This is a genomic window from Neisseria sp. P0021.S007, assembly GCF_051956855.1.
In genome coordinates this window covers 1-434 of record NZ_JBQCXA010001793.1, presented here as the reverse complement: position 1 = coordinate 434, position 434 = coordinate 1, and the positions used below count along the sequence as shown (strand labels likewise).

Annotated in this window: 1 protein-coding gene; it reads right to left on the bottom strand. The window is 47.2% G+C overall.

Annotated features, from left to right (window positions below):
• The coding region (locus ACTHUR_RS21490) for an EF-Tu/IF-2/RF-3 family GTPase (RefSeq protein WP_440400835.1) at nt 1-434 on the bottom strand (434 nt) is incomplete at both ends.

The following is a 434-nucleotide window of genomic DNA, read 5'->3' as shown; positions in this document are numbered from 1 at the left end:
GTTTCACGGTATGCAACTTGAGGCGCACCAATGTTAGCTTCCACACCGAATTCGCGTTTCATACGATCAACAATAATTTCCAAGTGCAATTCACCCATACCGGAAATAATGGTTTGACCGGATTCTTCGTCTGTACGAACGCGGAAAGAAGGGTCTTCTTTCGCCAGACGGTTCAGGGCAATACCCATTTTCTCTTGGTCGGCTTTGGTTTTTGGTTCAACAGCAATGTGAATTACCGGCTCAGGGAATTCCATGCGTTCCAAGATGATTGGTGCGCTTTCAGCACACAGGGTTTCACCAGTGGTAACGTCTTTAAGACCGATCGCAGCTGCAATATCACCAGCGCGTACTTCTTCAATTTCAGTACGGTCTGCAGCAGTCATTTGCACCAGACGACCGATACGTTCGCGAGTACCTTTTACTGAGTTCAATAC